Here is a 22277-nt window from a genome sequence, read left to right as displayed (position 1 = left end):
TAGGGGCTGTTGACGTTTTGAGAGGGCTTATTGAACAGCATGATGATTGGGTATAATTGCTTTCGCCAAAAACCAACCATGCCTTACCATCATGCCGAGAATCATGTTATCAAAACCCTTATGGCATACGCTAGCTGTATTCATGCAACATAATGGGCTTATTTATCACAAAGAAGAATATCACCTGACCTTTGAAGGTATCCTTTACCGCATGAGAACCGGTTGTCCCTGGCGTGATTTACCGCCTGAATTTGGGAAATGGAATGCCGTCTTTCGATGTTTTAATGAATAGGCAAAGAAAGATATTTTTAATTTAATATTCAAATTGTTATCTGAATATTCTGATACAGAGTGGCTGTTCATTGATGGGAGTATTGTGCGGGCTCATCAACACAGTGCAGACGCGGCTTCTAAAAAAATGAATCGATAGGAAAAAGTCGGGGTGGACGTTCAACCAAGATCCATTTGGCCGTGGACAGTTACGGTTTACCTGTGCATTTTGAGCTTTCTGGTGGTCAAACACACGACATCGTTCATGCTGAAAGTCTGGTGTCTCAGTCACCGCCATCGGATTTTGTGATTGCGGATAAAGGTTACGATAGCGAAGCCTTCAGGCTTATCATGAGACAACAAGGCGCAACACCGGTCATTCCCTACAAGAAAAACCGTCGAAAAGCCGATAAGCATGTTGATACATGTTTATATCGTTACCACCACTTGGTGGAGAATGTGTTTGCCAGAATTAAACATTTTCGCGCAATAGCAACAAGATACGATAAGTTGGAACGTAATTACGCCAGTATGCTGGCTCTGGGTTTTATCATTCTGGTTGCCTATGTGGGTTGAATAAATTATGTACCCGAAAGGTGAACAGCCCCTAGTTTAAATTACAGGACAAGGTAGAAAGTTATCGGCTGGCTCGGTCTCTTAATCAGGAGATCTGACGAAAGGACGGGCCTGAAGACCGAGGTTTCCCGAAGAGAATCAGATAAATTTCCGATATTCTTCATAAGCATAATTATCTGTCATGCCACTGATGTAATCCTGGATAAGACGGGCACGGTAATAGAATTCCATCAGGTCTTTTTCAGATTCATCAGTGGCAACAATTTTTTCCACTGCTTCACCATAAGCCAGACGATGCTTGGTGGAAAGTTTGTGTAACAGTCGAGTTTCCATAAAATAATCCTTGTGGAAATTGTTCTGGTTTAATTCCACAAAAGCCTGACGGGACATCTTCAATAACGGATAATAAAAATCCAATAGTCCATTAATAACTCGGTATCCCTGTAACTCCAATTCTTCAATTTCTGGATGATTAAATACTCTTTTACAGGCAATATTCTTCAACGTTTTAAGCAATCGATGTCCTTCACTTTTATCTTCAAGCAGCGCTTGATTAAATGAACCTGCAAATACAGCCGGCAGATGATCAATAAAACGACGAGCAGTGTAAGGCACAAGTTTACCGGTGATATAAACCCGCAGATACATAAAAAATTGATCCTGCTGGCTTCGACGTAATTCGTTACCATGAGTTCCCTTGTACGCCTTTCTAACCGTGACATCGAATAGATCCCCGGCCCGATGACCACCGCTTTCTTGCCACTCCTGTTCCAAATATTCCATCAATGTATCGACGCTAAAAATCGCTTTTTCAACAGCATCATCCAAATCAGCAATACAATAAGAGATATCATCTGCTGCTTCCATAATATAAGTCAGCGGGAAACGACAGAATTCACCCATTTTAAGTTCACGACGTAATTCACGAACAAAATGTTCTTCCGACCAATAAAAACCCGGTTTTTTCATCAAGTAATCAAATTGATTTGGTGTTTCTTCAAGACGAAAAGCAGGACAAGTATATTTTAGAATACAGCCAACCTGGGCATAAGTCAGATTGAGTTTTAATAAGCTATGCACCATACGGATAGCCTGAGCATTCCCTTCAAACTGACATAAATCTTTACGCAACTGGCGACGAAAGAGATCTTTTTTCACATTGCCACATAAACGCAATGCGGGTATTTCACATCGATCTTCCCGTTTAATATTTTCCAAGGAAAAATTAAGATCGAGCTTTCTGGCAAACCAATCTTTAATTGCCGCTTCACCAAAATGACCAAATGGTGGATTACCAATATCGTGCATTAAACACGCCATTTCAATCAAACTTTCAAATGACAATAATCGTTTATCCAACCCGTAATCGGCCAGCAAATTACGTGTTTTCAATTCATGAATAATCGTTTTCGAAATATAGCGCCCAACCTGTTGCACTTCCAATGAATGCGTCAGACGACTGCGGACAGCGGCATTATTTTCCAATGGAAAAACCTGTGTTTTCTGCTGTAAACGGCGAATAGCCGCTGAATTCATAATCCGCCCACGATCACTTTCAAACTGGCGAATAATCTGCTCTTCATCATTAGGATCAATATGATACTGACGGTATTTACGCTGATAGTTAAGCTTCTGACTAAAGTCTATCCCGGACATTTATCCCCCGACTTGTGAGATAGCGCTGTTTTACATCACAGATTATCTGATTGTTTCGTATTAGATGTTAAAATCAAATATGGGATGATTCTATATGATTAATTAATCAACAGCGAGTATGACATCATGAAAGTAGGCGTGATAGGTGCTATGGAGCAAGAGGTGACTTTATTGCGCGATCAAATTGAAGATCGCCAAACACTGTCACGAGGTGGTTGCGAAATCTATACCGGTAAGCTCAACGGCGTGGAGATCGCACTATTAAAATCCGGTATTGGTAAAGTTTCTGCCGCAATTGGTACAACTTTGCTGCTTGAACATTGTCAGCCTGATGTAATTATTAACACCGGATCAGCGGGCGGCCTTGATCCGAAGCTACAAATCGGTGATATCGTGGTATCCAGCGAAGTTCGCTATCATGATGCTGATGTTACCGCTTTTGGTTATGAACCCGGTCAGATGGCGCAATGCCCTCCGGCGTTTGTGGCGGATGATCAACTAATTGATCTGGCGGAAAAGTGTATTCATTCTCTGAATCTGAACGCAGTGCGTGGGCTGATTTGCAGCGGTGATGCATTTATTAACGGCGAGGAACCTCTGGCGCGTATCCGGTCGACTTTCCCACAAGTGACGGCGGTAGAAATGGAAGCCGCAGCAATAGGGCATGTCTGCCATCAATACAACACTCCGTTTGTCGTTGTACGTGCTATCTCTGATGTAGCCGATAAAGAATCTCATATCAGCTTTGATGAATTTCTTGCTGTGGCTGCCCGCCAATCGACCTTAATGGTCAACGCAATGCTGACAACTCTGAGTCAAGATAAATAATATATACCCTATGGATTTCAAAATGCATCGCGACGGCAAGGGAGCGAATCCCGGGAGCATAGCAAACTATGTGACCGGGGTGAGCGAGTGCAGCCAACAAAGAGGCAACTTGAAAGATAACGGGTATATTACTGACACGCCCTGATGAATATTTTCGGGCGTGCTTGCAATTTTAAAGAGCACACCTCAATGAAATGGATAAAAAGCGCGAGTTCAATTGGGTTATCGCTTTTACTGTTTCTCAGTAGTTTCAGTCATTTTCTGTATGCCGCTCCCTTACGGGTCATCAGTTTATCGCCGTCAACCACTGAATTGGCCTACGCCGCCGGGTTAGGCGACAATCTGATTGCCGCCAGCGCCTACTCTGATTATCCCCCTCAAGCCCGTAAACTTGAGCAAGTGGCTAATTGGCAAGGCATCAATCTGGAACGCATTATTACCCTTAAACCTGATCTGATTCTGGCATGGCGCGGCGGTAATCCCCAACGTCCGCTGGAACAACTCGCTGCTTTTGGTATTAAAATCTTTTATTCCGATCCCACCACCACCGAACAAATAGCGCAGGATTTAGAACGGCTCGCTGAATATAGCCCTCACCCAGAACAAGCAAAAAAATCAGCGACTGAACTTCGTCAACGATTTGCCAACTTGCAACAAAAATATGCCTCTCCAACCCCCAAACCGGTCTTTTTACAATTCGGCACTTATCCTCTATTTACCGCCTCGGGACATACGCTGCAAAGCGAAGTGCTTTCAATCTGTGGCGGCAGCAATATTTTTGCCAACAGCCCCGTTCCCTGGCCCCAAGTCAGTCGTGAACAAGTACTCATCAGAAAACCTGAGATAATTGTTATCAGCGGTGGACAGGAACAGGTCAAATTAATTGAGAATTTCTGGCATCCACAATTACATGCCAAAGTCATTACATTACATGAAGATTGGTTCCATCGAGCAGGACCGCGCATCATTCTGGCAGCCGAACAGCTATGCCAGCAATTGAACGATAATGGTTCCTGATAAATCAGAATCACTTAAAAGATGACAGGAATATCCCGCAAACAGGTCATATGATATTCACGGACCCATCGCGGGAAATCGCCTGGAATCAGATACTAAAAGAAGAACCACAACCACAGGTTGTCTTCGCATTAGGGTTCGTGACGATAAAACGTGAACCCTCAAGACCTTCGGTATAATCAACACAGCCGCCAACCAAATATTGCAGGCTCATCGGATCAACAACCAACTCCACACCTTGTTTTTCAATGGTCATATCACCATCATTTATTTGATCATCGAAGGTAAAACCATACTGAAAACCACTGCACCCGCCACCGGTGATATAAACCCGTAAACGCAAGTTTGGATTTTCTTCATCCGAAACCAAGATTTTCACTTTGTTAGCAGCAGCGTCGGTAAACTGCAAAGGTAATGCGATATCATCGCTCATCATTTTTTACTCCAGACCGGAACCCGGCAAAAACATTCAGAAATTTGCCGATCATTAATAACTCGAATTATCCAATACCTGATTGGTTGGTTCAAGTTTTGTCATTTTGATAACACACGAACCGCAAAAAAATCATCACACATTTGTTTACCACTGATGCCACCTTAAGCGACAAATGCCCACTTTTTACGATAGCCTCAAAGGGCAGTAAACCGTCGCGTATAGTTAAACCCTCCGTCAATCAATTAACAGCTAAAGAAGAAAAAATATTGATTTATCATCATGATTAGTTACTTTATTGAATATTTTTCAAAGTAACCACATGGAGTTCATATGCGAAAAATGTTGCCGCTGATGCTTATTGTCACCTTAGCAGGCTGTGCCGCTCATAGCAGACAAGCCGATATTGACAGCTATACCTCGAAAAAAATTAATGAAATTATCGAAAACCAAGTAAAACCGGGAAACAAAGATAATCCAGGTGAAACAATAAAAAACGTCTCTCATCAATTCCTGGGCACCCCTTATGCCGCAAATAAACTTATTGGCTCCCCGGCCGAACCTGAAAAATTAGTTATAGACTTCAATGGGCTAGACTGCTTTACTTTCCTTGATTATGTAGAATCGCTAAGGAAATCCAACGACCAAAATGATTTTGTAAAGAATCTCATCCAGACAAGGTATATCGACGGAAAGATTAACTTCTTGCAAAGAAAACACTTCTTTACGGACTGGTCAACCAGAGAAAAATTAAATGCCAAAGATGTAACAGACGAAATAAGTTCTTCTTACATAAAAATCACAAAAAACCTAAATAGAAAGGCTGATGGTGGCGAATATATTCCCGGACTGGGCATTATCAAAAGAGATATTAAATATATTCCTGGCGACAAGGTCGATGATGACGTTATTAAAAACCTAAAGACCGGCGATTATATAGGAATATATACTCATCTTGCCGGACTGGATGTCACACATACAGGGATTTTTATTATGACAGATCATGGCCCAATGCTGAGGAATGCATCCTCACTTGCTGCGAATAAAAAAGTTGTCGATTCGCCATTTCTTGATTATGTCAAGAATAAACCCGGAATTATCGTTCTAAGAGCATTATAATCCGTAGGGCAAACGACAAACTCACTTAAAAATAGATTCAGGAGCCTTTCATGAGCCAGTCCGATATTCTTTATTCTCAGGCAAAGCAACTTATTCCCGGCGGCGTCAATTCTCCGGTACGTGCATTTAATGGCGTTGGCGGCACGCCGCTGTTTATTAAGCACGCTGATGGCGCTTATCTCTATGATGTTGATGGTAAAGCCTATATTGATTATGTCGGTTCCTGGGGGCCAATGGTACTGGGACATAACCACAGCGCTATCCGTAATGCCGTTATCGAAGCCGCAGAGCAAGGATTAAGTTTTGGCGCTCCCACCGCCGCGGAAGTGGAAATGGCGCAATTGGTGACTGAACTGGTGCCATCAATGGATATGGTACGTATGGTCAACTCAGGGACAGAAGCGACCATGAGTGCTATCCGGCTAGCCCGCGGCTATACCCATCGCGATAAGATCATCAAATTCGAAGGTTGCTATCACGGCCACGCTGATTGTTTGCTGGTGAAAGCCGGTTCTGGCGCGTTGACAATCGGCCAACCAAATTCACCGGGGGTTCCGGTTGATTTCGCCAAACATACGCTAACCTGTACCTATAACGATTTGAGTTCAGTTCGGGAAGCGTTTGAAAAATATCCGCAAGAGATCGCCTGTATTATTGTTGAACCGGTTGCGGGTAATATGAACTGTATACCGCCACAACCAGAATTCCTACCCGGTCTGCGCACGCTGTGTGATGAATTCGGTGCTTTGTTGATCATCGATGAAGTGATGACCGGTTTCCGCGTCTCCCTATCCGGCGCACAATCTTATTACGGTGTCGAACCCGATATAACTTGCCTTGGCAAAATCATTGGCGGCGGTATGCCCGTTGGCGCTTTCGGCGGACGTTATGAAGTAATGGAGAAACTAGCTCCTATTGGCCCTGTTTATCAGGCCGGAACCTTGTCCGGCAATCCGATTGCAATGGCTGCCGGCTTAGCCTGTCTGAAAGAAGTTTCTCAACCCGGTGTACATCAACGCCTGACTGAGCTAACAGATAATCTGGCTGCTGGCCTGACGAAGGCAGCAAAAGCGGCTGGTATTCCTCTGGTGGTTAACCATGTCGGCGGTATGTTTGGCATTTTCTTTACCGATGCGGAGAAAGTATCCTGTTATCAAGATGTGATGAATTGCGATATTGAACGTTTTAAACATTTCTTCCACCTGATGCTTGATGAAGGAGTTTATTTAGCGCCTTCTGCATTTGAAGCGGGTTTTATGTCTATCGCTCACACTGATGAAGATATTCAACGAACTGTTGATGCAGCCGCTCGTTGCTTTGCCAAGCTGAAATAATTTCTTTATTTTCAAATAATAGCGCCGTATTTTTACGGCGCTCAATCTTTCCACCTTTCGAATGGGCCACAAGATTGTTCTTGCTGATACCGCTCTTCTTTACTCAGAAAATCGTCGGGAATAGTTGTTCCCTTCAATGCCGCAAAAAATCCGGCCCAGTCGTGCGGCTTACAGGATAATATTACATCTCCTGTCTCAGGATCTTTTCGGATAAAAACTTCATCAGAGTCAAACCTATAAGCTGCTGGCAGACGTACCGCTTGACTCTTCCCATCCATAAACAATTTAGCTTTATACCCCATACAACCTCCTGATATTGATTGGTATATCCCAAAGCCTATCACAGATATTGATATACCCGTTATCTTTCAAGCTGCCTCTTTGTTGGCTGCGCTCACTCACCCCGGTCACATAGTTCTCTATGCTCCCGGGGATTCGCTCCCTTGCCGTCGCGATGCAACTTGAAATCCATAGGGTATATATAAATCAAAAGAGATTTGATAATCATAAACTGATAAATCAATTTGATGTAACACTCACCGCTACGATTGCTACTGAAATATCGTAACTTAGTAGGCAACAAAGACATCACCAGAACAATTTTTGCTTATGCCAAGGGAAGAAGAATTTATATACTTCGCACATTCATTCAATCCCATTATATACGGCAGCATATTCGGACTCAGATGTCACAATTAGCTTCATCCCTGAAGCCAATCTCTTCATATCTCAGAAAAATTTAGTCATAAAACTGACTGATACTCTCTTTTTCTTGACCGGATATGATGACATTCAGTAATCGTTCATAATATTCAGCCAAACTATCAATAACTTTTTCTGTATACAGTTCCGGATTGTAATTGAGTTCACATTTGATATTTTGTGGCATGTATATGAGATTCATCCCAAGTGATTCAAAAGGAATCACTTTGGCCTCTATTAATTCCACATCAAGATTTGGCAGTGATAATTTTCCATTCTTAGACATATCGGTAAAATCATAGAGATTTTGCGCATCCAAATAGTTAAACAGAACATTAAATACATTATCTATCACCTTTTCCCCCATCGCTTCAATCACGACAGACATGTGGATATTTGAATTCTCTATGGTGCAATAAACAGACTGACTGACCTGCTTAATGATTTCTTGTAGGCTCATCTCCTTACTGATGGTCGATTTTACGATTAATTCACTTAAGGATAACCCTATTGTTTGATAGCTTTCTATACGAGTACGGTCAGCTTTTGGTGAAGTAACAATATGTTGTGATTCACCAGAGTACATAAAAAGACAAGTGTGGAATAAGGCCATAAATAACATATAAGGCGTAATTTTATGCGTTTCACAATATTGTAAAACAGCTTTATTAAGTGAATCAGGTATTTTGATATGACGGGTGTGAGACCGATATTTTGAGGCCAGGTGATTTTTGAAAGGAACTGGGAAATTACGTTCTATACTAACTTCGGAAAATTGTTGTTGCCAAAATTTAATCTGTTTTTTAACCGCCTCAGTTGTATGAATTTCTTGCAAGTCATAAGCATAACCAGAATATTGCATGGCAACGGGGAGTAACGTATTTTCTTGACCTTGAGAATAAACTGTATATAACTGTTTAAACTCATTCATAATAATATTGACAGACCATCCATCGGAAATGATGTGGTTTATATCAATAAGCAACACTGTGATTGTTTCCGAAACAGGCAGTAAGAATGTCCTGATTAATGGAGAATTATAAATATCAAAAGGTGTTCTTAATTTCTCTTCCCAGAGCTTGTTAATTTCAACAATAATTTGTTCTTTCTCTATTCCTCTTGGTAATGCTTCGATAACTTGCAGGTTAATTTTCATATTGTTATCAGGCTGCATGAAAATTTGCTCATTTTCTTTGTAGAACTTAAAACGTAAACTTTCATGTCGCTCTAAGATGGTATTTAAACTTTTTTCCAACGCACTATGATTCAGTTCTCCCTCCATCAGTAAAGCAATTGGTACGTGGAAACAGTCCTGCAATAACCCTTCTTGAACAAAATACCAAAACAGTTTTTGACTATAAGAAATAGGTATTTTTCTATCAGATATACTGTGATCAGATATATTGTGTATTGTCTTCGGTACAGATATTTCGTGCTTATGACTGTTACGGATCACATTTGCAATCTGCGCAATGGTTGGATTTGCAAACAGTTGATGCATATTGAAATTATTGGTTAACGTATTTCTTATGGAAGCGGTTATCTTAACTGCCAAGAGTGAGTGACCACCGAGTGAGAAGAAATTATCATAAATACCAATTTGATTGATTTTTAGATGTTCTTGCCATAACTGACAGAGTTTTTCCTCGATTTCATCTCTCGGTGCAATATAAACCTGACGACGTAAGTTATTCTCATCTGGAATAGGTAACGCTTTTTTATCCACTTTATTGTTCAAATTCAGTGGAATGCGTTCCAATGGGATATAGAGACTGGGCACCATATAGTCAGGCAGTTGTTTTTTCAAAGCGGATTCCAATAACTCAGCCAGTTCTCCACTAATCGCAGGAAGTTGCGGATAATTAGCTAAATGCGTTTGGCTATAATCTGATCGCGCCTGCACTTGAGGTAATTCACCACGGCTGAAAATTACATCCAGTAAATCAAGCTGCTGCTGTGACCAGGTAAGCTCACACTGGTAGCCGCGCTGTTCCGCATATTGAAGTAAGGATTCGAGCGCCAAAACTTGCCCTGCGGCTTCTGGAGAAAAACCGCTGGCATCTTTTGGTGGAAAAACAATCTGATTAGATGGCCAATGACGTAGCCCTTCCGCTAAATCAAAATCATCTTTGATACGGGCATTAGGAATACCTGATACACCAAATGTATCGAATTTCCCTGTCTCTAATACATTGCAAAGATCTTCAATAGAATTAAAATCGCACCAAGTTATGGGTAAATTGCAACATAATTCCGCATTTTTATCGCACTTATGTAATATCACTTCATAACGATAGCGCAGCATTTCATTGTCACCAACACCACGTTTAACCAAAATATCAACTCTTCCAATTTCAGGGTAACGCGTCGGCAATTGTGCAAAATAGGTTGGACTCAGTAAAAACTCTTTTTCTTGCTGTAGACGCTGTTGAATACGGTTTGCCAGCATACCCGCCGAAATATGTTGCCCATTCAGGCGATTTTTCTCGATGGCTGTTACATGTGCAGTTAACAAATCTAAATTACGAATATCTCCCAGCAGAATTTTTCCCCCGGTTTTAACCGCAGGCAATAACTGTGTAATAACTTTTTCCAGATATTGAATGTTGGGAAAGTATTGAACAACGGAATGCATCACAACGGTATCGAACTGATCAGGCGTGATTGTACCTAAATTTAGTGCATCTCCCCTTATTAGCTCCACGTGTGACCAGCCACGCTGCCGCAAAATTTTCTGGTGGCGTGTCAATACCTCCGCTGAAATATCAGTGGCTAATACTGATTCACACCATTCAGCATAGCGATACAACAATAAGCCCGACCCACAGCCGATTTCCAATAAGCTGCCAGGATGCAGGGATTCAATCCGCTGCATAGTACCCGCACGCCATTCTTCCATTTGGTCTAATGCAATCGGCTGTTCGGTATAATTATTTATCCAACCATCGAAATCACTATCGCCATCACGCTTATCCGTAGTATCGATAGCGATATTTTCTGTTATTTCCCGCCGATACTGACCATCAAAGATCTCTGTCCAACTTTCAAGGTAATCTGCATTAAAAGCGGCTGCTTTCTCCGCCAGCCAATTCGTACTCGGGCAAACATAAGCAATGAGTTTCCTGTCCTCACTGTCATGACCATCCGCGATCACGACAGCATTACTTAAAATCTCCTGCCCCGCCAGCACCGACTCGATTTCTCCCAATTCAATACGATGGCTGCGAATTTTGACCTGCGAATCCAGGCGGCCAATGAATTCCAGCTCACCTTCCGGCGTCCAGCGTACTAAATCACCAGTACAGTAAAGTCGGTCTGCCGGATTGGTGCTGAAAGGATCTCGGATAAACTGTTTTTCCGTGATATCCGGCGCATTCCGGTAACCGCGCGCCAGTTGAATGCCGCCGATATGCAGTTCCCCGACAGCCCCAAGCGGCGCCAGATTACCGTCGGAATTCAGGATACGCATCACGGTATTCGGCAACGGTTTTCCAATCGTCACTCGCTTATTTGCTGTTAATAAGGCGGAAGTCACAATCGAAGTACACTCTGTTGGGCCATAAACGTTAAACAGCTTTCTGCCCTGCGACCACTGCGCGGCGATATGTGGCGCTACAGTCTCCCCTGCCAGCAACAAGGTTGAAACTGTGCGCCATTTGTTGAAATCTAAATGCGGCAACAGCGCCGGTGGCAGTACAGCATGGGTAATGTGGTGTTTTTCAACCATCTCATCCAACCATTCCGGCGAACGGCGATGTGTTTCTGAAATCAAATACAATGTAGCGCCATAGGCCAAGATCATTGCCATTTCCAACACTGCGGCGTCGAAGCTCCAGGAAGCAAACTGCAACCCGCGAATATCCGCATCCGCACCAAATAACGCGGCTTGTGCTTGTGCCAGATTCACCCACCCCTTGTGCTCCAGCATCGCTCCTTTTGGTCGGCCGGTAGAGCCAGAGGTATAGATGACATAGGCCAGATGATTTTCTGTCAAGGGCACTGAACGATGAACGATATTGCCAGTGGGCAGGTTTTGCACATATAGCTGTACTGTTTCGGCATCCAGACAGATAACGCGTTGCTGACTGATAGGTAATTTATCAACCAACGGTGTTTCGGTCAGGATAAATTCAGCCCCGCTGTGCTCCAGCATATATTGCAGGCGGGTTTGCGGATAACTGGCATCCAGAGGCACATAAGCTCCACCCGCTTTGAGGATGCCCAATAGGGCAATCACCGTTTGCAACGACCGGGGAAGGCAAATTGCAACCAAAGTATCTGGCTGGATACCTTGCTCAATCAGGTAATGCGCCAATTGATTGGCCTGAGCATTAACGGCCTGATAACTTAAAATTTCCTCACCAAAAACCAGAGCCGTCTTTTCAGGGTTCAGCGCCGCCTGTTCTTCAAACAGCTCATGGAAGCAGCACCCTTGTGGGTAACAGTTTTGTGGTCCATTTAATGCATGCAGTAAGGTATGCTTTTCAATTTCTGCCAATAATGGAAGTTCATGAACGGAGGGCTCTTTATTTACTGAATGAGTATTCATAACTTCAACAATGCCGGTCAGCAAAGTTTCGTAATTGGCGATAAATCTTTTAATGGTACTACTATAAAACAGACGGGTATTTGAACCCCATATTATAGATAATTCGCCTGTCTGTGCTTCTTCAAATACATGGATTTCCAAATCAAACCGAGTCGTTCTAAGTAAATTATCCTCGAATTCAATAATATTATCCTGTCCCAGTATTGTGTCACGTTGGTTATTCTGTACCGCAAACATAATTTGGACGATGGGATTATGGTTTAGGCTCCGTTCCGGGCTGAGCTTTTCTACCAACATTTCAAACGGCAAATCTTGATGCTCGTAAGCATCCAAAATAGTACGACTGTTTTGTTTTAATAATTCACTGAACGTCGGCTGACCGGATAAATCTGTTCTGATAACCAATGAATTAACAAAAAAACCGATCAGAGGTTCAATATCAGGATGTTGTCTGCCGGCAATGACTGTTCCAACCAGAATATCTTTTTCATTACTATAGCGGCTCAGTAATACGGTAAAAGCCGTTTCCAAGAACATAAATAGCGTCACTTTATGTTGGGTACATAATGCTCTAATTGCCTGAGTAAGGGGTGCTGAAATGCGCTGTAGATGAAGTCGCCCTTCGATATTTTGTTTTTCCGGACGTGGATTATCCAGCGGTACACGGTGAACTGGTGAAATTCCAGCTAACTGATTCTGCCAGTATATTAGCTGTTCTTTCAGCACATCATCTTGCAGCCAGCTCTGCTGCCATTGGGCATAATCGGCATATTGAATTCTCAGCAGCGGCAGCGGATTTGCTTTACCCTGACAATAAGCTTTGTATAACGTGAAAAATTCATGGAGAAATATTGCCATCGACCAACCATCGAAGGCAATATGATGTATCGTATAAATAATAAGATAATCATCTTCTGCCAATTTTATTAGCCTAATACGCAGCATCAGATCTGCGTTAAGGTTGAAAATTAGATTTTCTTCTTCCTTACTAATTTGTTTTACCTGATCGTTTTTCTCAGTTTCAGACAACGCAGATAAATCATAATATGCAATCGGTAAATCGTAATCAGTGACAATAAATTGCCGCGGTTCGTTATTGATTATTTTAAAATGGGTACGCAAAACTTCATGGCGTTCAAGTAATGTCTTAACGGCTGCCTCAAACGCCTTTATGTTAATGGATTCCCGCAGCCTGAAATCCCCCATACAGTTATATTGGGGACTGCTTCCATCCAGTTGATCAATAAACCATAGTCGTTGTTGAGCAAATGAAAGCGGATAATGTTCTGCTTTGCCATCACGTTGAATATCTTGCAAAAAGTGATGCGTTTGAGTTTGCTCTTCTGAATCGAGCTGGTTCAGAAAATCAATTAACTCCTGTTTATACTGTTTCCATTCACTGAGCAACTCTGGTGGAATACTGTCGCGGCTGGTTTTGTATTGTAAACGATTATCAGTAACGAACAGAGTAATTCCCTGATCTAAAGCCTGATTGACAATTCGCGCTGCATTTTTCATATATCACCTTTCAATAGTTCTTGCCCTATTTCTTTCCCTGTCTGGAAATGTTTTCTTTTTTCTTTGATAAGATGAATAGTGACAACCTGTGATAGCTGTTCAAGTGTCGGGTGTTCAAAAACACTTCTCAACGGAACTTCTATTTCTAATTCATTACGTATTGAACTAATAAGGCGGGTTGCTTGAAGTGAATGTCCACCCAATACGAAGAAATTGTCATAGATGCCTACTTGACTGACATTCAATAACCTCTTCCATAACTGACCGATCTTAATTTCCATTTCATTTCTTGGCGCCACATAATTCTTTCGACGTAAATCGTCTTCATTTGGGATCGGTAGCGCTTTTTTATCCACTTTATTATTTAATGTGAGCGGCATTCGTTCTAGTGGAATATAGAGATCTGGAACCATATATTCTGGCAGTTGTTGTTTCAGTGCGGATTCGAGTAATTCTGAAAGTTCCCCACTAATGGCCGAAATTTGCGGATAATTAGCTAAATGGGTTTGATTGTAGTCAGTACGTGCCTGTACAGGTGGTAATTCTCCACGACTAAAAATCACATCCAGCAAATCAGGTTGCTGTTGTGACCACGTAATGCCGCATCGGTAACCACATTGTTCAGCGTATTGCAGTAAGGATTCGAATTCCTGAACCTGTTGTAATGCCTGTGGGGAGAAACTGCTGGCATTTGCTGGTGGCGTTATCATCTGACTAGCTGACCAGTGACTCAGCCCTTCTGCCAACGTGAGGTCATCTTTAATTCTGGCGTTGGGGATGCCCGAAACACCGAATATATCTTCTGCGCTCATCGGCAACAAATTACGCAGACTTTCAAAAGAATCGAAATTATGCCAATTTAGCAGCAATTCATTACAAAATTTGGTATTTTCATCTCTTTTGTGCAATATGACATCGTAACGATAACGCAACATTTCATTGTCACCGATGCCACGTTTAACCAGAATATCAACCCGGCCAATGTCAGGGTAACGCTGCGGTAATTGGGCAAAATAAGTTGGGCTGAGTAAAAACTCGGGTTCTTGTTGTAAACGCCGCTGAATACGGTTCGCCAGCGCCCCTGCCTGAATACGTTGCCCGTTAAGATGACTTTGCTCTATCGCTGTAGCATGGGCGGTTAATAGATCTAAATTGCGGATATCTCCCAGCAAAATTTTCCCGCCTGCTTCAACCGCCGGTATTAACTGTTCAAGTACTTTTTCCAGATATTGAACATTGGGGAAGTATTGAACAACAGAGTTAATCACGACAGTATCAAATTCATCAACACTCAATGTTCCTAAGTTGAGTGCATCTCCTCTTCTGAGCTGCACATGTGACCAGCCACGTTGTTGCAAAATATGTCGATGCCGATTTAAAACCTCAGCCGAAATATCGGTAGCCACCACTGATTCGCACCATTCAGCATAGCGATACAACAATAATCCGGTACCACAACCGATTTCCAGTAAGCGATGAGGATGCAGGGCTTTAATCCTGTGCATGATTCCTGCTAACCATTCCTCCATTTGCTCAAGGGCAATCGGCTGTTCAGTATAGCTGTTCATCCAACCACCGAAATCACTATCTGATGCGACTACATCACTGGTATTTTCTTTCTGAGCGCGCTCTTTTTGAGTACTATCCGTTGTGGGTTGACGGTACTGCTCATCAAAAATTTCTGTCCAGTTCTCAACGCTGCTGGCGTTAAATTCAACAGCTTTTTCACCTAACCACTCTGTACTTGGGCAGACATACGCAATGAGCTTTTTATCTTCATCTTGACCATAAGCGATCACAACAGCACGACTTAAAGCATCATGCCCGGACAAAACAGTCTCGATTTCACCCAACTCTATGCGGTAACTACGGATCTTAACCTGAGAGTCAACACGGCCGATAAACTCCAACTGACCATCCGATGTCCAGCGCACTAAATCGCCAGTTCGATAAAGCCGGTTTTCCCCGCCATCCGTTGAATGTGGGCTGAATGGATCACAGATAAACTGCCTTGCTGTGATTTCCGGTGAGTTTCGGTAACCGCGTGCTAACTGAACGCCGCCAATATACAGTTCCCCGATAACGCCCATCGGAACCAAATTACCTTCTGAATCAAGAATACGCATCACAACGTTAGGCAAAGGTTTTCCAATCGTAATTTTTTCGTCAGTTAGTAAAGCGGTGGTGACAATGGATGTACATTCTGTCGGGCCATATACGTTAAACAGTTTTCTATTCTGTGACCAACGAACAGCAATCTGTGGTGGTACTGCTTCACCCGCCAAAAGCAGAGTTGAGACAGAACGCCATTTGTTAAAATTCAAATGAGGAAGCAGTGCTGGCGGTAGTACAGCATGGGTTATCTGATGTTTTTCAACCACTTCATCCAACAATTCAGGGGAACGCCGTTGGGTTTCGGAGATCAAATACAGTGTTGCGCCATAGGCCAATGTCATAGATATCTCTAAGATCATGGCGTCAAAACTCCAGGATGCAAACTGCAATCCCCGGCAATGTGAGTCAATGCCAAATAAATCTGCTTGCGAGAATGCCAGATTAACCCACCCTCTATGCTCCAGCATCGCCCCTTTCGGTTTACCGGTAGAGCCGGAAGTATAAATCACATAAGCCAGATGATTTTCCGTGAGCGGAAATGAACGCTCAGTAATATTATCTGTGGGCATATGTTGTAGCTGAGACTGTACTATCTCTCTATCCAGACAAATCACTTTCTGCTGGCTGATTGGCAGTTTTTCAATAAGATGAGTTTCGGTCAGGATGAACTCGACTTCACTGTGATCCAACATATATTGGAGGCGTGCTTTCGGATAACTGGGGTCTAACGGTACATAAGCGCCCCCCGCTTTCAGAATACCCAATAATGCCACAACAGCTTGCAATGACCTTGGTATGCAAAGTGCAACCAATGTGTCCGGTATGATCCCCTGTTCAAGCAGATAGTGTGCCAATTGGTTAGCTTGCTCATTTAATGACTGATAGCTCAGGGTGTCATCGCCAAAAATCAGTGCATTTTTTTCAGGATGTTGTGATACCCGATCTTCAAAGAGTTCATGGAAACATTTCCCAGTCTGGTAAGGAATTCGCGGCCCGCTCCATTCATACAGTAAGGTATTCCGTTCAGCCTCTGCCAATATTGGAATATCATGCACGGACGGCTCGTTGATACCCGCATGATGCTTCATCACATCAACAATATTGGTCAGCAAAATTTCGTAATTGGCGATTAATCGGTTAATAGTCGCATTTCTGAACAGGCTGGTATCAGAGATCCATCCAATGGATAGTTCACCTTCGTCTTCTTCATAGATATGAACTTCCAAATCAAATCGGGTGGTCAGAAGGGAACGTTCTTTAGAGGTAACGATGCTATCCTGCTCCAGCGTTGTATCCCGTTGATTATTCTGTACTGCAAACATAATCTGGAAAATAGGATTATAATTTAAATTCCGTTCTGGACTGATTTTCTCCACTAGCATCTCAAAAGGCAGGTCTTGATGCGCATAAGCATCCAAGATGGTACGACTATTTTGTTTTAATAGTTCACTAAATGTAGGCTGACCGGATAAATCCGTTCTTATCACCAGTGAATTAACGAAAAATCCAATCAAAGACTCGGTGTCACGGTGTCTTCGTCCTGCAAGCGGCATGCCAACCAGAATATCCTTTTCACTACTGTAACGACTCAACAACACAGCAAAAGCCGTTTCCAGAAACATAAATAACGTCACTCCGTGTTTGGCGCACAGTGCTCGTATTTCTTGGGTCAAAGCTTTTGAAATATGTTGAGGATGAACATTCCCTTCAAAATTTTGTTTTTCTGGTCGTGGATTATCCAGTGGCAAACGGTGGAGCGGAGTAATACCTGATAATTGGTTTTGCCAATAATCCAGTTGTTTTTGCAGAATATCACCTTGCAGCCAGTCCCGTTGCCATTGGGAATAATCAGTATATTGAACTTGTAATGGCGGCAGAGGATTACCCTCGCCTTGGCAATAAGCACGATATAATGTAAGCAGCTCACTGATAAAGATTGCCAGCGACCAACCATCACAGGCAATATGATGAATCGTATAAAGAATGAAATAATCATCATCTGTTAATTTTAGCAACCGAATACGCAGCATCAGGTCAGTGCTGAGATTAACAACTTGTTTCCACTCTTGCTCACCGAGTTGTTTAATCTGTTGTTCCTGCTCAAATTCTGAAAGTGTGGACAGATCATGTATTGTAATAGGCAAATCATAAGAAGTAGCGATAACCTGCCGTGGCTCATTATCAATAATCTTGAAATAAGTACGCAGCGATTCATGACGTTCAAGCAATGTTGCTATAGCAGCCTCAAAAGCATTGAGATTAAGCGACTCTCTCAACCTGAAATCACCTGTACAGTTATATTGAGGGCTGCCTTCGGTTAGTTGATCAATTAACCACAAACGCTGTTGAGCAAATGAAAGTGGGTAATGTTCCGCACGATTATAACGCGGAATACCTTGCAGCCGATGAGTGTCCGTATCCTCTTCTGAATCGATTTGCTTCAAGAAATCAATCAACTCTTGTTTATATTGTTTCCATTCACTGAGCAGTTTCGGAGGAATGCTGTCTCGGTTGGTTTTATATTTCAGTTTATTATCAGTAATAAACAGAGTAATCCCTTGATTTAAAGCCTCATTGATAATTTGCGCTGCATTTTTCATATATCACCTTCCAATAGTTCCTGTGTTGTCTCTTGCCCAGTTTGGAAATGCTTTCTTTTTTCTTTAACCTGATGAATCGTGGCGATTCGTGCTAATCGCTCAAGTGTTGGATGTTCAAAAACACGGTTCAACGGTATTTCAATATTTAGATCATTGCGTATTAAGCTGATAAGGCGAGTTGCCTGAAGAGAGTGACCACCCAACATGAAAAAGTTGTCATAAATGCTAATTTGACTAACGCCCAACACTTCTTGCCATAATTGACTTATTTTTCTCTCCACTTCATTTCTTGGCGCGACATAACCTTGTTGACGGAAATCATTTTCATTTGGAATAGGTAATGCCTTTTTATCCACTTTGTTATTTAACGTGAGCGGCATTCGCTCTAGCGGAATATAAAGGCTTGGAACCATGTATTCTGGTAATTGTTTTTTCAGTGCTGATTCAAGTTGCTCTGAAAGTTCAGCTTTAATATCGGCGGATTGAGAAGCGTTGTCGGTATTAAATTTCAGCCCTTTTTTATCCAGCCAGTCTTTGGTTGGACACACATAGGCAATCAATCTCTTGCCTTCATCGTTCCCATAAGTAATAACCGCAGCACAGCTTAAGGCGTCATGTCCCACCAGTGCAGTTTCTATTTCTCCCAACTCAATCCTGAATCCTCTAATCTTGATTTGAGAGTCAATCCGGCCAATAAATTCCACACTACCATCAGGCAACCAACGGGCTAAATCTCCCGTTCGGTATAAACGTTGGGATTGGGATTTATCCGTCAAATCAGTAATAAATTTCGTTGCGTTTGTTTCAGGGGCATTCAAATACCCGCGAGCCAGTTGGATGCCGCTAATACATAATTCCCCGGCAACACCAATAGGTACTAAATTGCCTGATGGATCAAGAATACGGATAACAGTATTGGGCAATGGTTTCCCAATCGTAATTTTGTCATCAGTTAATAAGCCCGAAGTTACAATGGCGGTACATTCTGTCGGGCCATATACATTGAACAATTTTCTGTCCTGTGACCAACGAACAGCGATCTGTGGTGGTACCGCTTCCCCTGCTAAAAGCAAGGTTGAAACGGAACGCCACTTATTAAAGTCCAGGTAAGGCAACAAAGCAGGTGATAATACAGCATGGGTAATCTGGTGCTTATCAACTAATTCATCCAAATATTCAGGGGTATGCTGTTGAGTTTCTGAAATTAAATAAAGTGCTGCTCCATACGCCAGTATCATAGATATTTCTAAAATCATGGCATCAAAGCTCCAGGAAGCGAACTGCAATCCCCGGCTATATGAATCAACACCAAATAAACCTGCCTGTGAAAGCGCCAGATTTACCCATCCCTTATGTTCCAACATAACCCCTTTCGGTTTACCCGTAGAACCAGAGGTATAAATGACGTAAGCCAGATTATTTTCCGTCAGTGGGTATAGGCGTTCAGCGATATTGTCCGTAGGCATGTGCTGCAATTGTGATTGTATTATCTCAGTATCCAAACAGACGACTTTCTGCTGGCTGATGGGGAGTTTTTCTATCAGATTTGTTTCGGTCAGAATGAACTCAGCTTCGCTGTGTTCTAACATATATTGCAGACGGGATTTCGGATAGCTGGGATCTAACGGCAAATAAGCCCCTCCTGCTTTAATAATCCCCAGTAGTGCTACTACAGCGCGTATTGAACGAGGAATACAGAGTGCAACCAATGTTTCTGGTTTAATCTTTTGTCCTGTCAAGTAATGAGCGAGTTGGTTAGCTTGTTTATTTAATTCCTGATAACTTAATGAGTTACCGTCAAAAATAACTGCTATTTTTTCAGGATATCGGGCAGCTTGTTCCTCAAACAGTTCATGAAAACAGCCGCTATGCTGGCTATGATCCGGTAGGCCATTCCATTCATGTAATAAAGTGTGTATTTCAGCCTCTGCTAATAATGGAATATCATGGACATAAGGTTCCCTATATATCAGATCGGAGCCAATACATGGCTTCATTCCACTAACAATATTAGCAAGCAAGGTTTCATAATTGGCGAGTAATCTTTCAATGGTAATATTGTTGAATAAACTGCTGTCATAAACCCATAAAAGGGATAATCCACCTTCCTCTTCTTCATAAATATGAATTTCCAAATCAAATCGGACTTTCAAAAGCAGACGTTCTTCAAACTCAATATTATTATCCTGCGCCAGTATCGTATTACGCTGAGTATTCTCCAGAGTAAAAGCGATTTGGAATATAGGGTTATAATTTAAGTTCCGTCCCGGACTGATTTTTTCTACCAGCATTTGAAATGGCAGATCTTGATGTGCATAAGCATCCAAGATAGTACGACTATTCTGCTTTAATAACTCACTGAAAGTAGGCTGGCCGGATAAATCCGTTCTGATCACCAGAGAGTTAACAAAAAAGCCAATCAGAGGCTCAATATCATGGTGTCTTCTCCCTGCAAGTGGCGTTCCGACCAGAATGTCTTTTTCATTACTGTAACGACTCAACAATACGGCAAAGGCTGTCTCCAGAAACATGAATAGTGTGACTTTATGTTGGTGACATAATGCTGTTATTTCTTGTGTCAAATCCTTTGAAATACGTTGTTCATTCAGATGCCCCTCGAAATTCTGTTTCTCTGGTCGTGGGTTATCCAGTGGAAAACGGTGAAGTGGAGAAATACCTGATAACTGGGTTTGCCAATAATCCAGTTGTTTTTTCAGAATATCACCTTGCAACCAGTTTCGTTGCCATTGAGCATAATCGGTATATTGAATTTTAAGTGGCGGTAATGGGGCTATTTCTCCTTTATTATATGCTCGATATAAGGTGATAAATTCATTGATAAAGATTTCTATTGACCAGCTATCGCAGGCAATATGGTGAATTGTATAGATAATCACATAATCATTTTCGGCCAGTTTTACCAAGCGAATACGTAACATCAAATCAGTACTGAGATTAAAAACCAAATTATCTTCTTCTTTACTGAATCTTTTGACTTGAGATTCTTGCTCAGTTTCAGAGAATGCGGTCAGATCATGTAGTGTAATGGGTAAATCATAGGAATGTGTTATGACTTGCCGTGGCTCATTATCAATAATTTTAATATGGGTACGTAACGCTTCGTGACGCTCAAGCAACGTTTTTACCGCAGCCTTAAAAGCGTTGAAATTCAGTTGTTCCCGTAATCTCAAATATCCGGGACAATTATATTGGGAACTACCTTCGGTAAGTTGGTCGATAAACCACAGGCGTTGCTGAGCAAATGAGAGTGGATAATGTTCTGCATTGCCATCACGTTGGATATTCTGTAACTGATATGTTTGAATTTCTTCTTCTGCATCGATCTGGCTCAAGAAGTCGATCAACTCTTGTTTATAATTTTTCCATTCACTGAATAATTCTGTTGGAATACTATCACAGCTAGTTTCATATTGTAATCGATTATCAGCAACAAACAGAGTAATTCCTTTATTTAAAGCTTCATTCACAATTTGCGCTGCATTTTTCATATATCTCCTTTAAAATATAATATCAAACTGTTTATACAAGTGATTATTTAT

General features: G+C 42.0%; 10 protein-coding genes and 2 pseudogenes. 6 read left to right on the top strand and 6 right to left on the bottom strand.

All coding sequences use genetic code 11. The annotated features are described in order from the left end of the window. The first annotated feature begins 91 nt into the window (after positions 1-91). Positions 92-850, top strand: a pseudogene (locus OO184_RS02860) (IS5 family transposase). Positions 851-984: 134 nt separating this feature from the next. On the opposite strand, the gene dgt reads toward OO184_RS02860, so the two are convergent. Beyond that, positions 985-2502 (bottom strand): dGTPase, encoded by a 1518-nt coding sequence (gene dgt / locus OO184_RS02855; RefSeq protein WP_265377889.1) that lies wholly within the window; start codon positions 2500-2502, stop codon positions 985-987. Positions 2503-2628: 126 nt separating this feature from the next. Here dgt and mtnN point away from each other — a divergent pair, with 126 nt between their 5' ends. Both mtnN and btuF read left to right on the top strand, forming a co-directional pair. Next, a complete protein-coding gene (mtnN, locus tag OO184_RS02850; RefSeq protein WP_265377888.1) occupies positions 2629-3330 on the top strand; it encodes a 5'-methylthioadenosine/S-adenosylhomocysteine nucleosidase in 702 nt (233 codons plus the stop codon). Between the two features lie 189 nt (positions 3331-3519). Then, positions 3520-4347, top strand: a complete 828-nt coding sequence (btuF, locus tag OO184_RS02845; protein ID WP_265377887.1) for a vitamin B12 ABC transporter substrate-binding protein BtuF — start codon at positions 3520-3522, stop codon at positions 4345-4347. A gap of 88 nt (positions 4348-4435) precedes the next feature. Here the strand turns inward: btuF and erpA are convergent, their stop codons facing one another. Further along, a complete protein-coding gene (gene erpA, locus OO184_RS02840; RefSeq protein ID WP_088371481.1) occupies positions 4436-4780 on the bottom strand; it encodes an iron-sulfur cluster insertion protein ErpA in 345 nt (114 codons plus the stop codon). A gap of 333 nt (positions 4781-5113) precedes the next feature. Between erpA and OO184_RS02835 the strand changes: the two genes are divergently transcribed. Together OO184_RS02835 and hemL are read left to right on the top strand one after the other, a co-directional pair. Beyond that, on the top strand, positions 5114-5899 hold the full coding sequence (locus OO184_RS02835; protein ID WP_265377886.1) for a DUF1460 domain-containing protein: 786 nt from the start codon (positions 5114-5116) through the stop codon (positions 5897-5899). Between the two features lie 50 nt (positions 5900-5949). Next, positions 5950-7233 (top strand): glutamate-1-semialdehyde 2,1-aminomutase, encoded by a 1284-nt coding sequence (gene hemL / locus OO184_RS02830; RefSeq protein WP_265377885.1) that lies wholly within the window; start codon positions 5950-5952, stop codon positions 7231-7233. Positions 7234-7274: 41 nt separating this feature from the next. On the opposite strand, the gene OO184_RS02825 is transcribed toward hemL, so the two are convergent. After that, the gene (locus OO184_RS02825) at positions 7275-7535 is read right to left on the bottom strand and encodes an antitoxin (protein ID WP_265377884.1); all 261 of its coding nucleotides are present in this window, start codon (positions 7533-7535) and stop codon (positions 7275-7277) included. A 270-nt stretch (positions 7536-7805) separates the two neighbouring features. On the opposite strand from OO184_RS02825, the pseudogene OO184_RS25155 reads away from it, so the two are divergent. Further along, positions 7806-7886, top strand: a pseudogene (locus tag OO184_RS25155) (type II toxin-antitoxin system RelE/ParE family toxin); the annotation flags it as partial. Positions 7887-7972: 86 nt separating this feature from the next. Here the strand turns inward: OO184_RS25155 and OO184_RS02820 are convergent. Genes OO184_RS02820 through OO184_RS02810 form a run of 3 tightly spaced genes read right to left on the bottom strand, consistent with a single transcriptional unit; the run spans position 7973 to position 22226 of the window. Further along, positions 7973-14002, bottom strand: a complete 6030-nt coding sequence (locus OO184_RS02820) for a non-ribosomal peptide synthetase (RefSeq protein ID WP_265377883.1) — start codon at positions 14000-14002, stop codon at positions 7973-7975. Further along, the gene (locus tag OO184_RS02815; RefSeq protein WP_265377882.1) at positions 13999-18717 is read right to left on the bottom strand and encodes a non-ribosomal peptide synthetase; all 4719 of its coding nucleotides are present in this window, start codon (positions 18715-18717) and stop codon (positions 13999-14001) included. The genes OO184_RS02820 and OO184_RS02815 overlap by 4 nt, the downstream gene beginning before the upstream one ends. Then, positions 18714-22226: a non-ribosomal peptide synthetase gene (locus OO184_RS02810; protein ID WP_265377881.1), complete on the bottom strand. Its 3513-nt coding sequence runs from the start codon at positions 22224-22226 to the stop codon at positions 18714-18716. Before OO184_RS02810 ends, OO184_RS02815 begins: the two co-directional genes overlap by 4 nt. Positions 22227-22277 lie beyond the last annotated feature (51 nt).

Origin of the sequence: Photorhabdus aballayi, from assembly GCF_026153155.1 — a bacterium.
In the GTDB taxonomy this organism is placed as follows: Bacteria; Pseudomonadota; Gammaproteobacteria; order Enterobacterales; family Enterobacteriaceae; genus Photorhabdus; species Photorhabdus luminescens.
The sequence above is the reverse complement of the archived record's forward strand: the minus strand, read 5'-3'. Positions and strand labels throughout refer to the sequence as shown.